Source organism: Lysinibacillus sp. HST-98 (assembly GCF_016757845.1).
Taxonomy (GTDB): domain Bacteria; phylum Bacillota; class Bacilli; order Bacillales_A; family Planococcaceae; genus Lysinibacillus; species Lysinibacillus capsici.
Window position 1 is genome coordinate 841,969 of record NZ_JAENHX010000001.1, and the last position, 13,519, is coordinate 855,487.

Genomic DNA, 13,519 nt, shown 5'->3' on the forward strand with positions numbered 1-13,519 from the left:
TATACAAAGAATTATTTAATCGCCTTCCACAAGCACATACCATTTAATTTTATTGGGTTTGTATGAGGATTAAGGTTTGGCGAGTTAACTGGACTAACTCCAGATCGTCTTTAAGCTAAATCAAATAAAAGTTGATTGAGCATTGGACTATAAAAGAGGAACTGATTCGGACCAATAAAAAATGAACAATCGGAGAGAAAAATATCTATTGATAAGAAAGTTATGAATGAATTTAAGAAGCTAATTTTAGCAGTTCCTGAAAATGAAAACAACCTGGTTTTTTATAGACAATCGTCCATTAAAACAGTAACAAATGAAGGTGCTAATAAATTATTACGAAAAACACTAGATGTATTAGAAATCGAACATATTTCCATTCATGGTTTACGTCATACACATACAAGCGTCTTAATCTATAAAGGAGCTAATATTCATTCTGTTTCTAAACGATTAGGACATTCAGATATTCAAACAACACTTGATCACTATTCGCATGTATTAAAAGAAATGGAAGAACGTGATGAAGAAATAGCGATTAATGTTTATTCATCTTAATTTCTTTGTTTATCATGTTTACATTTTGTTTACCTAATTTAAATTTTCTATGTTATTCTATGCGATTCTTAAAGAAATCAATATAAACAAAAAACGCTCAAAACCCAGTATTCGTAAGGTTTCAAGCGCTTTTCAATTTGGTTAAAAATTAACCTTTAATTTGCTATTGACGTCCCAGGAGGGATTCGAACCCCCGACCGACGGCTTAGAAGGCCGTTGCTCTATCCAGCTGAGCTACTGAGACATGATGTCGTTTCTTATGTATACCATAGGAAGGACAATATTTATTATATGTACTTTATAGCATAATGTCAACATTAATTTTACTATGTAGGCAAGGTTTGCCTCATATTTTATATCATATGTTGCTACAGCATCCATTATACCATTTCTTCACCCTCTTAACAGGACGGATAGCAAAATATTTGCTACACTATTGGCGATAAAAAAGTAGGAGGTTTGCGGATGTTTAAAGATTTAGTCGTTATGGTCACAGGTGGTGCACAAGGGATTGGTAAGGGTATTACGCTTGCATATGCACAACAAGGTGCAAAAGTGGTGATTGCTGATTTGAATGCAGGCTTAGGTCAACAGTTAGAACAGGATATGCTTGCTCAAGGCTACTCTGCATTATTTGTTCCAACGGATGTGACAAAGGAACAGGATATCATCAATTTAATGCAGCGAGCTGTTGAGCAATATGGGACCATTCATATTTTAATTAATAATGCTGGAAAGTTCCAGCATCAATCTCCTTACGAGGTGACGTTTGATGAGTGGCAGGATTTGTTGCAGACGAATTTAACGGGTTCCTTTTTCTGTGCCAGAGAGGCTGCAAAAGTGATGCGGCATAATGCAAAGGGTGGTTCCATTGTTTCGCTGGCCTCCACGCGAGCTGAAATGTCAGAGCCTCATACAGAAGCTTATGCGGCTACAAAGGGAGGGATCATCGCATTAACACATGCTTTAGCGCGATCTTTAGGGCCAGATCAAATTACGGTGAATTGTATTTCACCTGGGTGGATTGAAACAGGTGATTACGAGGCACTGCGGCCAATCGATCATGCGCAGCATTTGTCAGGAAGGGTTGGTCTGCCTGAAGATATTGCACAGGCTTGTCTCTATTTAACAAACCCTATGAATAACTTTGTGACAGGTATTAATCTTACAGTTGATGGTGGCATGACGAAGAAAATGATGTATGAGGCGTAATTTTGTCGTCTCTTCTTTTCTTTCTGGTTCTTCATACTCCGAGATTCCTTGGAGTATGCTACTGTAGGAGAAAGAACAAGAAGGAGTGAAGCCTTGTACCCCTATTCAAATGGTTTTTCATTAAGCCAGCTGTATCATGCCCCCTTTACGCAGTATACGGCTCCAATTCGTCACTTTTTACAGTCAAATGATTACCGACGCTGTATTAGTAAAGGCGAAGCAGACTTTATGGCTATGAACCGCTTACTTTGGATGGAGCATGTGAATTGGACACGGATGACTATTATAAGCATTGTGTTTAATTTGCCTGATTTACCCTTTGTGCAGCAGCGTTTACTACGCAATGCAACCGATTTAGGGAATTGTTTACGCCCCTTTTATGGTGACTCCGTGGCGAATCGTTATGCAGCTTTAATTAAAGAGCATCTGGTAATTGCGGCTCAATTAGTGACAGCTGCCGCGAAAGGTGACGCTACCACAGCGGAAGCTAAAGAGAGGGAATGGTATCGTAATGCAGATGATATTGCTTTCTTTTTGCATACAATCAATCCATACCTAAGTCGAGAGGCCGTACAAAAAATGTTTTATACGCATTTAGCTTTAACGAAAAATGAGGCTGTCACGATGATACAAAAAGATTATCAGGCTGATGTAGAGGTATTTGATGAAATTGAAGCAGAGGCACTTGCGATGTCAGATATGATTGCCAGCGCCATCGTTATGCAATTTTGTTACCTCTTTTAATGCAAAAATCTTGATGGATTTATGATCATTTTATGCTCAACTGCTGGAGGAAAAACTCTCGCCGTTTTGTTTTTGGCATAATGAGCACGAGGCTGCATGCCCTGAAGTTTCCCCTTCATAAAAGAGGCTAATGTATTGCTTTGAATCGTTACGTTGGCTCTTTTTAATTCCCATGGGGAGTGGTGAATATCAATGCGAAAAAGTGTATCCTTCCATTTCGCCCATGAATGGTAGCGCTCTACAATCCATCGGTCAAAACTAGTATTGGTCTTGTCTCCTATTGTATAAATAACCCTCAATCTTTCGTCGCATGCTTTGTAATGGCTTGTGTATGAATAGTGATTCCCTCTTTGTTTTACTAGGATGTTGGAATGGCGATATGGCAAGCTACCTATTGCCGTGATTTTTGATAGGAAATAATTCGTCACATCTAAATGAAAAAAATAGATGCCTTTCATGCCGTTATACTCCACATATGTTCGGACATTCAATTGTAAATAGGTAGTCATCCCAGGAAGAGGTGGTAGAAAACGTAGCCGATGTCGATAAACTTTAAAAAGGACAGCACTAAGCCAAGCATTTTGTTCAAAGAGATCGAGCTTCAGTTCTTTAGGTACATGTTTTTCGAGTTCTTGAGGGGCTATTGGCCAATGTAAAAATAGAACATCTTGCCATGTTTGAGTCATCATCCACATAGTAAAACTCCTTTCTAATCACTAGTTTTTCCTAGAAAGGAGTTCTTCAAACAAACGGTCTATTGATCTTGCTCAGCAGACTCTATTTCGACATAACGATAATATAAGTTTCGTAATTCAGATTCTTTATATAAGCCTAAATGACTTTTAAATTGAGGATGAACCATTATGCCATGAGCACGTAATACTTTGACAAACCAACCCTTTGAATACTTATGCACCGACCCTATTCTCCTTTATTTTTATTCATACATAGAATATGCGTTTGAATACGGTAGAGTGCCTTTATACAAATAAAAAACGAGAGAATAAATAGCTCTCGTTTTTACTTATGTGCCACAAAACGTACGATAAGGTTGATTAGTCGGTTCCGGTAATGAAGCGTATTCTTGTTGCTCTTTCGTATGAGCATAAGGCTGAGCTAGGACTTTTAGTAAGTTGTTCATCACACTATAATCGCCTCTTTCTACAGCCGCTTCCAAAGCTTCTTCTACCCTGTGGTTACGCGGAATAACAGCTGGATTATGTTGGCGCATTAATTGTTGTGACATGTCTTTTGTTTGCTGCTGTCTCGCTAATCGAGCTTGCCATTTGTGATGCCAGTCTTTAAAAGCTGATGCATTAAATAATGGGGAATCCTCCAATTGCTCAAACGTTAAGGTGATAAATGTATTCGTATAATCAGCTTGATATTGCTGCATAAGCTGAAGAAGCTCTTCAACAAGCTGGATGTCTTCTTGCTCCTCATTAAAAATGCCTAGCTTTGCACGCATTCCTTCCAACCAATTTTCTATATATAATTTCGGATACTGTTGTAGCGTTTCTTGTGCCAGTTGAATGGCTTTTTCTTGATCATCATCAATTAAAGGTAGTAAAGACTCTGCTAAGCGCGTTAGATTCCAGCCACCGATATTAGGCTGATTTCCATAAGCATAACGTCCTTGGCGATCAATCGAGCTAAACACAGTCGCTGGATCATAGATGTCCATGAATGCACAAGGACCATAATCAATGGTTTCACCGCTAATGGTCATATTATCAGTGTTCATGACGCCATGAATAAAGCCCACTAACTGCCACTTTGCTATAAGGGAAGCTTGTTTCTTTATGACTTCATTTAACAAATAAAGATAACGATTTTGATTGCCCATATTAGCTGAGTAATGTCTTTCTATTGCATAATCAGCTAAGAGCTGTAGCTCCTCCTCTGTCCCCCATTGCGCAGCATATTGAAATGTCCCTACCCGCAAATGACTACTTGCAACTCTTGTGACAATAGCGCCTGGTAGTTCCGTTTCTCGAATAATCATTTCACCTGTAGTGACTACTGCTAGACTACGTGAGGTGGGGATCCCTAGTGCAAACATCGCTTCACTAATAATATATTCCCTTAGCATTGGACCGAATGCAGCTCTCCCATCTCCACCCCGAGAATAAGGTGTTCTACCTGATCCTTTTAGAGCAATATCATACCGATCATTTTGAGGTGTAATTTGCTCCCCATATAATAGAGCTCTACCATCACCTAGCATATTAAAATGACCAAATTGATGCCCTGCGTAAGCCTGTGCAATCGGTTCGCCTCCTTCTGGGATTGTATTACCAGCTAAAACGGCTAATGCTTCCTCACTCTTTAAAGCCTGAATGTCTAACCCAAGTGAGGCTGCAACTGACTCATTTAATAAGATCAATTTTGGTGAACAAACAGGATTTAACGATATGTCGGAATAAAAAATACTTGGTAGTTGAACGTAACTATTATCAAAATGCCAGCCAATTGTTTTTTTCATGTTCTCTCCTTTATTGCCTTTACGATTTATTTTTGCTATTTCAGCATGAATCATTCATAGGCAATTTTACCATTATCAGTAGCCCAACTAAAAATCCGCATACTTTACTAGTTATGCGGATTTTCTCTATTATTGTCGGTCAAATGTATATGTAGCCATACATTGATTATCATCTGTCATGCAATCAACTTTAAAAGATGTCGCATTGATTTCCACAACAGCAAAGCTTTTCTCTTTACGACCACGTGGTTTTAATAAGCTGCCTGGATTTAAAAATAGGATATCATCCATCATTTCGGCACCAAGAATATGTGAATGACCAAAGCAAACGATCTGTGCACCTACTTCTTTAGCCCGATAGGATAATGATAAGATGGAATTTTTCACATTGAATAAATGACCGTGTGTCACAAAAACCTTTACATCATGGACAGTGAAAATTTCTTCTTCAGGGAAAGCTTTCTCACGATCACAGTTTCCACGTACTTTTTTCAATCCTTCTAATGCCTCATGTGAATAGGGGAGTTCACTATCTCCACAATGAACCACAATATCTATTTCAGGATAAAAACCTTTAACCTTTTCGATGACATGGCTATCGCCATGTGTATCACTCATAACAAGCATTTTCATGGATATCACCTCTTATTTGATAAGATTCGGTAATTGCTCCTTTAACTTGCGAATTGCATTGCCTCGGTGAGAAATAGAACCCTTTTCCTCTGGTGAAAGCTCAGCCATCATTCGATCTAAGCTTGGCACGAAAAAGATTGGATCATAGCCAAAGCCGTTCGTTCCACGCTTTTCATGGGCAATGACGCCTTCACATGTACCAAATACCGTTGTTGTTGCGAATTCAGGTCCTGCAATTGCAATACAGCAGCAAAAACGTGCTGTACGTTTGTCATCTTCGACACCTTGTAAATTTTCTAACAGTTTAATCATGTTTGCTTCATCGTCATGGTCACCAGCATAGCGAGCGGAGTACACACCTGGCTCACCATTTAATGCATCTACTGCTAAACCACTGTCATCTGCAATAACAATGGTATTAAGCTCCTTCGCCAATGCTTCTGCTTTTAAGATGGCATTTTCTTCGAATGTTGTTCCTGTTTCTTCTATTTCCATATCTGGTGCCACTTCAAACATTGTTACGACTTCATAACCAAGTGGTCCAAATAATGCTTCAAAATCTTTTGCTTTTCCTTTATTTTTTGTGGCGATGACTACTTGTTTCATATTATTGATTCCCTCCAACTTTGTGTGCCAGTTCACCAAGCGTTATTTTTTGAAGCTCAACTAATTGTTGTATGCCTTTTTCACCTAATGCTAACAATTCATTTAGTTCTTCACGAGAAAAAGTAGCTTCCTCACCAGTACCTTGTAATTCAACAAATCGTCCTGCGCCTGTCATCACAATGTTCATATCAACAGCTGCAGCCACATCTTCTACATAATTTAAATCAAGAATAGCACCTTGTTCTTCGACGATCCCAACACTTGTTGCTGCCAAAAAGTCTGTTACCGGGAATTTTTCAAATGGCTTTTCTTCAGCAAATTTAGCAATGGCCTGTGTCATGGCAACAAATGCTCCCGTAATGGAAGCTGTACGAGTACCGCCATCCGCTTGAATGACATCACAGTCAATCCATACAGTACGTTCGCCTAGCGCCTCTAAATCGACTACAGCACGCAATGCACGCCCAATCAAGCGCTGAATCTCCATTGTACGACCATTGACTTTCCCACGAGAGGATTCACGTGGTGTACGTTGAGCGGTTGCACGGGGCAACATGGAATACTCGGCAGTGATCCACCCTTTCCCTTGCCCACGTAAAAAACCAGGTACCTTGTCTTCAATCGTTGCGGTGCAAATTACTTTTGTATTACCTACTTGAATTAATACGGAGCCTTCAGGGTGTAATAGATACTCACTATCTATTTTCACAGGTCGTAGCCCATCTGCATTTCTACCATCAAATCTTGTCATATATTTCGCTCCTCCTAAAAACTTTCGCGCCCTCATCTTATCATAATTTGTGCCATCAAAAAAGTACTCGGTGGCTTATGTACAATGCTGAAAACGGCAAAAATCAGCCTAGCCTGTTGCTAAGCTGATTTTTTATTTTAATGTGATACGTTTTATGTCGAGAGTACCTTGCTCTAACCAATTCTCAGCAATCGAACGGAAAATTGGAACAGAACCAGTTGCAAAAAATCTATGAGCAGGCACCGCATTTGCATTTGCTAAAGTGCCATTATACGCTAACATTTCCTGTACATCCTTTGCCGTTTCCTCCGCAGAAGATAAAACATTCACATCTTCTCCGACAACAGCTTCAATTTGTTTTTGTAAAATAGGATAATGTGTACACCCTAAAATAACCGTATCAAATTGTCGATTTTTCAACGGCTTTAAGCCTTCTGCTATTAAATTATTTGCAAAGTCACCTTTATATTCGCCACTTTCTACAAGTGGTACGAATGTGGGACAAGCTAGTGGAATAATATGTGTTGACGTATTGAGTGACAATAAGGCTTCTTCATACGCCCCACTTTTAATTGTTCCTTCTGTTGCAAGCACAACGACTTCATGTCGCTTCGTTTTTTTTACAGCTGCACGTGCGCCAGCATTGATAACACCTAGTACTGGAAAAGGCATATTTCTTTGTAAACTTTCGAGTGCTACTGCAGTCGCTGTATTACAAGCTATAACGAGCATCTTAACATTCATTTTTTCGAGTGCTTTTGCCATTTGCCAAGTAAAATTCCGTACTTCCTGACGACTTCTTGGACCATACGGACACCTTGCTGTATCGCCAATATAATAAATCGTTTCGTTTGGCAATCGCTTCATGATTTCTTTTGCTACGGTTAAACCGCCTACTCCTGAGTCAATAACGCCTATCGGGGCATTCATACTTTCCGCCTCAATCCTGTTTCATGTGTACATGTAGTTTTTCTAAGTAGCTCGATAATTGCGCGACTTCTTGATCATTAAAACCAACAAGCATCTCTTGCAAATATTGCTGTCTTTTTTCAATAACTTCTTGAATGATACGTTCGCCCTTTTCGAGAAGATGAACGACAACGACACGGCGATCATTTTCATCACGCACACGCTTGACTAATTCATTTTTCTCCATTCGGTCCACTAAATCTGTTGTCGTGCTAAAAGCTAAATATAAACGGTTTGATAATTCGCCAATTGTAATATCACCAAGCTCTTCTAACCACTGTAATGCAACAAATTGTGGCGGCGTAATCGCATAATCGGAAACAATTTCTCTTCCCTTTTGCTTCACGATGGCCGCTATATAGCGTAATTCCTTTTCAACCGTTGCAACGGTTTCAGGTGAGTGCTTTGTTACTTCATCCGACATATAACTATTTCACTCCTAAAAATACGTTGAATAGTTCTATTTTGTCGTTTTTTTCACGAAATAGCAAGTGTCCATTAGTCTAATTTAAATTCTTCCAAGCGTAACAGCTCAATTAACGCCTGAGATCGATTCGTTACACCTAGCTTTTGAATTGTATTGGAAATGTGATTTCGCACTGTTTTTTCACTAATACCAAGCTGCTCTGCAATATCTCTCGTTGTTTTTTCAGCTAATAAAAGCGCAAATATTTCACGTTCTCGGTTTGTTAAAAGAGAACGATGATGAGAGCCATTCATTCAGTTACACCCTCCTCCCCCGCACGTATTGTAACTTATGTTAAGGGGCAGGAAGCGGTGACGGCTATTTGCATGATTATTCCATGTTTCCTTAAAAATTTCGAAAATTACATTGTTACATTCATAAATTTTACGTAAAAAGTAAAACCTACTATTTCAATGAATTTACATATACTTATATGTTGAACTAGTGAGGCAGAATGGCCAACTGAATGAATTTCGTTTTTTCTTCCTCTGAAATCGGCACACTTTTACCTGTACGAGGATCCATTTGCACAATCGTTCCACGACCAGTGAAACAGATTTCGTCCTTTTGATTTTTTGCTAGATAGTGAATGTCCATCGAAGAATTCCCAACTTGCGCAATTTTTGTATAGATTCGTAGTACGTCATCAAAGAAAACCTGCTTTACATAATCACATTGTAAATCGGCTACAATTGGTATAGATTTCACATTCTCTTCTCCAACTGAGGGCATTGAAATTCCTAAATATCGGAAGTAATCAATTCTTGCTTGCTCAAAATATGTAAAGCTTATCGTATTGTTCATATGACCATACATGTCTGTTTCTGAAAATCGAACTCGTACCTCACTAAAAAATGAAAAACCCTTTTCCCACTCTTGAAAATTATCGATATAATTTGCCTTCATGATATACCATCCCCTGTCATGTAATTGCCCGTCTTTTATCAATCAACGGCAAACAAAATGAATACATATTCATTATAAAAGAAAATGCTATATTATCATAGAAAAAACGTAAATAAACAACTTGATAAATTTCATTTCTATAACTATAAAAAACTCCCTCACACGAAGTGTAAGGGAGTTCCGCTTGTCCGATATTAGTCTACGTAGTGGTCAGAACCGAAGAAGTTACGGAACATTTGCACTGTAGTTGCACGGTTTAATGAAGCGATGGAAGTTGTTAAAGGAATACCTTTTGGACATGCAGCAACACAGTTTTGAGAGTTACCACAGTTCGCAAGGCCACCGTCACCCATAATCGCATTTAAACGTTCATCTTTAATCATAGCACCAGTTGGGTGAGTGTTGAAAAGACGTACTTGTGATAATGGAGCTGGTCCAATGAATGAAGCCTTTTCAGACACGTTTGGACATGCTTCCATACATACACCACAAGTCATACATTTAGATAGTTCATAAGCCCATTGACGTTTACCTTCTGGCATACGTGGACCTTCACCTAAATCATACGTACCATCGATTGGTACCCATGCTTTAACTTTTTTAAGAGCGTTGAACATACGTTCACGGTCAACTTGTAAGTCACGAATAACAGGGAATGTTTTCATTGGCTCCAATTTTATCGGCTCTGTCAATTGGTCTACTAGTGTAGAACATGATTGACGTGGACGGCCATTGATCACCATTGAACATGCACCACAAACTTCTTCTAAACAGTTCATATCCCATGATACTGGTGATGTGTTTACACCATCTTCAGTAACAGGATTTTTTTGAATTTCCATTAAAATTGAAATTACGTTCATACCATGACGGTAAGGCACTTGGAATTTTTGCCAGTAGCTATTGCCGCCTTGTGTATCTTGACGTAAGATTTCCACTTTGACCATTCTTCCAGTATTAGCTGCGATTTGCATAACTTTTAGTCTCCTTTCGCAGAGTAGTCGCGTTTACGTGGTGGGATTAATGAAACGTCGACTTCTTGGTACGTGATGATTGGATTACCAGTAGCTGGGTCAAACTTCGCCATTGTTGTTTTTAAGAAGTTCTCATCATCACGGTTAGGGAAATCAGGTTTATAGTGTGCACCACGAGATTCATTACGTAATAGTGCACCTTTTGTCATTACTTTTGCAAGCACTAACATATTTTTAAGCTGACGTGTAAAGTGTGCGCCTTGATTGCTCCATTTTTGCGTATCATTGATGTTGATGTTGTTCCAACGCTCAGTAAGCTCATCAAGTTTTTTCAATGTATCTTCAAGCTGATCATTGTAACGTACTACAGTCATTGTAGCAGTCATCATTTCACCAAGCTCTTTATGCAGTAAGTAAGCGTTTTCTGTGCCTTCCATTTTCATGATAGCATCCCATTTCGCTTGTTCCTCTTTTACACGAGCATCGTAAATCTCTTGTGGAAGATCTTCAGCATGCTTTTTAAGGTGTTTTACATAGTCTACTGCGTTTGGTCCTGCAACCATACCACCGTAGATAGCAGATAATAATGAGTTTGCACCAAGACGGTTTGCACCATGTTGAGAGTAATCACATTCACCTGCTGCAAATAGACCAGGAATTTCAGTCATTTGATTGTAGTCAACCCATAATCCACCCATTGAATAGTGAACTGCTGGGAAAATTTTCATTGGTAATTTACGTGGGTCATCCCCTACGAATTTTTCGTAGATTTCGATGATACCACCAAGTTTAACGTCCAATTCATGTGGATCTTTATGTGAAAGATCTAGGTATACCATGTTTTCGCCATTGATACCAAGTTTTTGGTTTACACAAACGTCGAAAATTTCACGTGTCGCAATATCACGTGGTACTAAGTTACCATAAGCTGGGTATTTCTCTTCTAAGAAGTACCAAGGTTTACCGTCTTTATAAGTCCAAATACGACCACCTTCACCACGAGCTGATTCTGACATTAGACGGTTTTTGTCATCTCCAGGAATCGCTGTTGGGTGAATTTGAATGAATTCACCATTCGCATATGAAGCACCTTGTTGATAAACGATAGAAGCAGCAGAACCTGTGTTAATAACAGAGTTTGTTGTTTTACCGAAGATAATACCAGGGCCACCAGTCGCCATAATAACAGCGTCTGCACGGAATGATTTAATTTCTTCTGTACGCATATCTTGCGCTACGATACCACGACAAACGCCGTCTTCATCGATAATAACACCAAGGAATTCCCAGTGTTCATATTTATTTACTAAACCAGCTACTTCATGAGAACGAACTTGCTCATCTAGCGCATATAGTAATTGTTGACCAGTTGTTGCACCAGAGAAAGCTGTACGGTGCATTAAAGTACCACCAAAACGACGGAAATCTAAAAGCCCTTCTGGTGTACGGTTGAACATAACACCCATACGGTCCATTAAGTGGATAATGCCAGGTGCTGCATCACACATACCTTTAACTGGTGGTTGGTTCGCTAGGAAGTCCCCACCATATACTGTATCATCAAAGTGGATCCATGGAGAATCCCCTTCACCTTTAGTATTTACCGCACCATTAATTCCGCCTTGCGCACAAACAGAGTGTGAGCGTTTTACAGGAACTAATGAGAATAAATCAACTTCAGTACCAACTTCAGCTGCTTTAATCGTTGCCATCAGACCGGCAAGACCACCGCCGACAACAATTATTTTGCTTTTCGCCATGATTATTTCTCACTCCTCTTAAAAAATTGCAATGATTGCATGTGCTCTATCGTAGCTTCTATGGAATTATACAAAAGCTAAAATAGCAGCCACACCAACTACACTTAGAATTACGAAAAGAATGTTTGTTACGTAAGTAGCGATCTTTTGAGACTGAGGAGATTGTGTAATACCCCAGCTTACTAGGAATGCCCATAAACCGTTAGATAAGTGGAAAGTTGCTGATAAAATACCAACAATGTAGAATCCAAGCATGAATGGATTAGCAACAATATTCGCCATCATGTCGTAATCAACGTGTGTGCCAAGTGCTTTTTGAATACGAGTTTGGAAAATATGCCATGCAATGAATATCACTAAGAATACACCCGTAAAACGTTGTAAAGAGAACATCCAGTTACGGTATGTGCTGAAACGTCCTGTGTTTGGTGTAGCAGTGAATGCAATGTAGACACCATAGAATGCGTGGAACATTAATGGAATATAGATGACAATCCATTCAACTAGGATAAGGAATGGAATCTTTTCCATTACTGCGGTAGCATCATTGTAACTTTCTGCCCCGCCTGTTGCTGTAAAGTTAATGAACAGGTGCATCGTTAAAAACAGACCTACTGGAATGATCCCAAGTAGAGAATGTAAGCGACGCCATAAAAACTCTCGATCTTTCGACAAGACTGTTACCCCCCTTAGTACTTAAAATAGCACAACAAAAGAAGTCATCATTTTGTAAATGATACTTCATTGACTGTGTATTTCATCATGGTACAATATTATGACATGTTTATTGTACTCTCAAGAGCTACGAGCGTCAAGGCAACTCGGAGTTTTTCATAGAGCTTATTAAAGAACTAATCTAGTACATGATGCGTCGTTTTTTCTCGAAAAATCTATCATTACTTTATTACCGTTAAATTTTAAGAAAATTCTAAGAAAGAAGGATAACAATGTTAAACACTCCATCTCCTACAATCTCATCATTTGGCTATGAGATCATTCGTGATCATATTCTATCTTCTATACTCGGTAAACATGAAGATGATGTCCTTTATTGGGCAGGTAAAGAGCTTGCTCGCAAGTTCCCATGTAAAAGTCAAGATGAACTTATCGCATTTTTCGCAGATGCCTGCTGGGGTACATTAGAACTCATAAAGGAATCAAAAGATGGACGTATTTTCCAGTTGACAAATGACCCTGAAATTCTGCAAATAAAGCAGCGTAGCTTTAAACTTGAAGCAGGATTTATAGCAGAGCAAATTCAACTAGCTAAAGGCTACCTGACAGAATGCTATAGTGAAAAACGGGAAAAGCAACAATACGTCATGTTTACAGTCAAATGGGACGTTAAAGAACGTATTATGAATACCATTCCCTCAGAATAATTAAAAAGGATTGTCTCCCATTAAAGAATGGGATGACAATCCTTCTTTTTTCTTCCTTTTATTTCGGTCAATTACA

17 protein-coding genes and 1 tRNA gene are annotated in these 13,519 nt (G+C 39.0%); 4 read left to right on the forward strand and 14 right to left on the reverse strand.

Translation table 11 applies throughout. The features are described 5' to 3' along the window. Positions 1-174: 174 nt before the first annotated feature. A complete protein-coding gene (locus JIN86_RS04220) occupies positions 175-555 on the forward strand; it encodes a tyrosine-type recombinase/integrase (RefSeq protein ID WP_269799486.1) in 381 nt (126 codons plus the stop codon). A gap of 170 nt (positions 556-725) precedes the next feature. On the opposite strand, the gene JIN86_RS04225 is transcribed toward JIN86_RS04220, so the two are convergent. Beyond that, a tRNA-Arg gene (locus tag JIN86_RS04225) sits at positions 726-799 on the reverse strand. Between the two features lie 221 nt (positions 800-1,020). Here JIN86_RS04225 and JIN86_RS04230 point away from each other — a divergent pair. Both JIN86_RS04230 and JIN86_RS04235 read left to right on the forward strand, forming a co-directional pair. Continuing rightward, complete coding sequence (locus JIN86_RS04230; protein ID WP_202341311.1) at positions 1,021-1,767, forward strand: SDR family NAD(P)-dependent oxidoreductase; 747 nt, start codon at positions 1,021-1,023, stop codon at positions 1,765-1,767. A gap of 93 nt (positions 1,768-1,860) precedes the next feature. Continuing rightward, entirely contained in the window at positions 1,861-2,511 is a 651-nt protein-coding gene (locus tag JIN86_RS04235) for a hypothetical protein (RefSeq protein ID WP_202341312.1), read from the forward strand. On the opposite strand, the gene JIN86_RS04240 is transcribed toward JIN86_RS04235, so the two are convergent. From JIN86_RS04240 to JIN86_RS04300, 13 genes are all read right to left on the reverse strand, one after another. After that, entirely contained in the window at positions 2,508-3,206 is a 699-nt protein-coding gene (locus JIN86_RS04240) for a YqjF family protein (protein WP_004226450.1), read from the reverse strand. The two genes, JIN86_RS04235 and JIN86_RS04240, sit on opposite strands and share 4 nt — an antisense overlap. A gap of 59 nt (positions 3,207-3,265) precedes the next feature. Beyond that, positions 3,266-3,427 (reverse strand): DUF2639 domain-containing protein, encoded by a 162-nt coding sequence (locus JIN86_RS04245; protein WP_004226448.1) that lies wholly within the window; start codon positions 3,425-3,427, stop codon positions 3,266-3,268. A gap of 108 nt (positions 3,428-3,535) precedes the next feature. Then, entirely contained in the window at positions 3,536-4,996 is a 1,461-nt protein-coding gene (locus tag JIN86_RS04250; RefSeq protein ID WP_202341313.1) for a protein adenylyltransferase SelO, read from the reverse strand. Positions 4,997-5,125: 129 nt separating this feature from the next. Next, on the reverse strand, positions 5,126-5,629 hold the full coding sequence (locus tag JIN86_RS04255) for a metallophosphoesterase (RefSeq protein WP_202341314.1): 504 nt from the start codon (positions 5,627-5,629) through the stop codon (positions 5,126-5,128). Positions 5,630-5,641: 12 nt separating this feature from the next. Then, the gene (locus tag JIN86_RS04260) at positions 5,642-6,235 is read right to left on the reverse strand and encodes an XTP/dITP diphosphatase (RefSeq protein WP_202341315.1); all 594 of its coding nucleotides are present in this window, start codon (positions 6,233-6,235) and stop codon (positions 5,642-5,644) included. A 1-nt stretch (position 6,236) separates the two neighbouring features. Further along, positions 6,237-6,986: a ribonuclease PH gene (rph, locus tag JIN86_RS04265; RefSeq protein WP_004226442.1), complete on the reverse strand. Its 750-nt coding sequence runs from the start codon at positions 6,984-6,986 to the stop codon at positions 6,237-6,239. Positions 6,987-7,118: 132 nt separating this feature from the next. Next, positions 7,119-7,916: a glutamate racemase gene (gene racE, locus JIN86_RS04270; protein WP_004226440.1), complete on the reverse strand. Its 798-nt coding sequence runs from the start codon at positions 7,914-7,916 to the stop codon at positions 7,119-7,121. Between the two features lie 10 nt (positions 7,917-7,926). Continuing rightward, complete coding sequence (locus tag JIN86_RS04275; RefSeq protein WP_004226439.1) at positions 7,927-8,379, reverse strand: MarR family winged helix-turn-helix transcriptional regulator; 453 nt, start codon at positions 8,377-8,379, stop codon at positions 7,927-7,929. A 74-nt stretch (positions 8,380-8,453) separates the two neighbouring features. Beyond that, positions 8,454-8,675, reverse strand: coding sequence for a helix-turn-helix domain-containing protein (locus tag JIN86_RS04280; RefSeq protein WP_004226437.1), 222 nt, complete (start codon positions 8,673-8,675; stop codon positions 8,454-8,456). Positions 8,676-8,862: 187 nt separating this feature from the next. Next, complete coding sequence (locus tag JIN86_RS04285; protein WP_004226433.1) at positions 8,863-9,327, reverse strand: acyl-CoA thioesterase; 465 nt, start codon at positions 9,325-9,327, stop codon at positions 8,863-8,865. A gap of 194 nt (positions 9,328-9,521) precedes the next feature. Next, a complete protein-coding gene (gene sdhB, locus JIN86_RS04290; RefSeq protein WP_004226431.1) occupies positions 9,522-10,301 on the reverse strand; it encodes a succinate dehydrogenase iron-sulfur subunit in 780 nt (259 codons plus the stop codon). A gap of 5 nt (positions 10,302-10,306) precedes the next feature. After that, positions 10,307-12,061, reverse strand: coding sequence for a succinate dehydrogenase flavoprotein subunit (sdhA, locus tag JIN86_RS04295; protein ID WP_004226429.1), 1,755 nt, complete (start codon positions 12,059-12,061; stop codon positions 10,307-10,309). A 66-nt stretch (positions 12,062-12,127) separates the two neighbouring features. Beyond that, positions 12,128-12,736 carry a succinate dehydrogenase cytochrome b558 subunit gene (locus JIN86_RS04300; RefSeq protein WP_004226428.1) on the reverse strand — a complete coding sequence of 203 codons (609 nt, stop codon included), beginning with the start codon at positions 12,734-12,736 and terminating at the stop codon, positions 12,128-12,130. A 272-nt stretch (positions 12,737-13,008) separates the two neighbouring features. Between JIN86_RS04300 and JIN86_RS04305 the strand changes: the two genes are divergently transcribed. Beyond that, complete coding sequence (locus tag JIN86_RS04305) at positions 13,009-13,443, forward strand: YslB family protein (protein WP_004226426.1); 435 nt, start codon at positions 13,009-13,011, stop codon at positions 13,441-13,443. Positions 13,444-13,519: the final 76 nt, after the last annotated feature.